1 tRNA gene and 1 rRNA gene are annotated in these 919 nt (G+C 48.0%); both read left to right on the plus strand.

Annotated elements, in window-relative coordinates:
* Positions 1-45: 45 nt before the first annotated feature.
* A tRNA-Glu gene (locus tag HPC37_RS10790) sits at positions 46-121 on the plus strand.
* Between the two features lie 251 nt (positions 122-372).
* Positions 373-919 (plus strand): 23S ribosomal RNA (locus HPC37_RS10795); the annotation flags it as partial.

Below are 919 nucleotides of genomic sequence, written 5' to 3' on the forward strand. Positions count from 1 at the left end.
GTTAAAGTGCGGTGCAAGCGCACAGAGAGCAACGTGCTATGGGAAGTCCCCTTCGTCTAGAGGCCTAGGACATCGCCCTTTCACGGCGGTAACAGGGGTTCGAATCCCCTAGGGGACGCCATAGCACGATGTTTTCATCGTATTGTTCTTTAAAAAATTGGAAACAAGCTAAAAACTGAAGAGAACTCAAGCGTGGTGGCGGTAGCAATACCAAAACACGTAAGAGCTGAGTATAAAATCCTGTGATGAAAAAAGGCATTACAGGTAGCGTAGGTAACTACGCACGAGTTTGTTTAAGTATGCAACGCAAGAGACAGCATGATAGATAACTTAGGTTATATAAAGTGCGGTTAAGAATACTTGAGGTTGTATGGTTAAGTGACTAAGCGTGCAGGGTGGATGCCTAGGCAGTCAGAGGCGAAGAAGGACGTGCTAATCTGCGAAAAGCGTGGGTGAGTTGATAAGAAGCGTTTAACCCACGATGTCCGAATGGGGAAACCCAGTAGATGAAGAATCTACTATCTTTAACTGAATCCATAGGTTAAAGAGGCGAACCGGGAGAACTGAAACATCTCAGTACCCCGAGGAAAAGAAATCAACCGAGATTCTGCAAGTAGCGGCGAGCGAAAGCGGAGGAGCCGTTAGTGATAGCACCAGAGCAAGAAGAACAGGCTGGGAAGCCTGACCGAAGAGGGTGATAGTCCCGTATTTGAAAGCCAGGGTGTGGTACTAAGCTAACAAGAAGTAGGGCGGGACACGAGAAATCCTGTTTGAAGATGGGGGGGACCATCCTCCAAGGCTAAATACTCCTGACTGACCGATAGTGAACCAGTACCGTGAGGGAAAGGCGAAAAGAACCCTGGTGAAGGGAGTGAAATAGAACCTGAAACCCTGTACGTACAAGCAGTGGGAGCCCCAA

Origin of the sequence: Spirabiliibacterium mucosae (assembly GCF_014884965.1) — a bacterium.
GTDB classification, from domain to species: Bacteria; Pseudomonadota; Gammaproteobacteria; order Enterobacterales; family Pasteurellaceae; genus Spirabiliibacterium; species Spirabiliibacterium mucosae.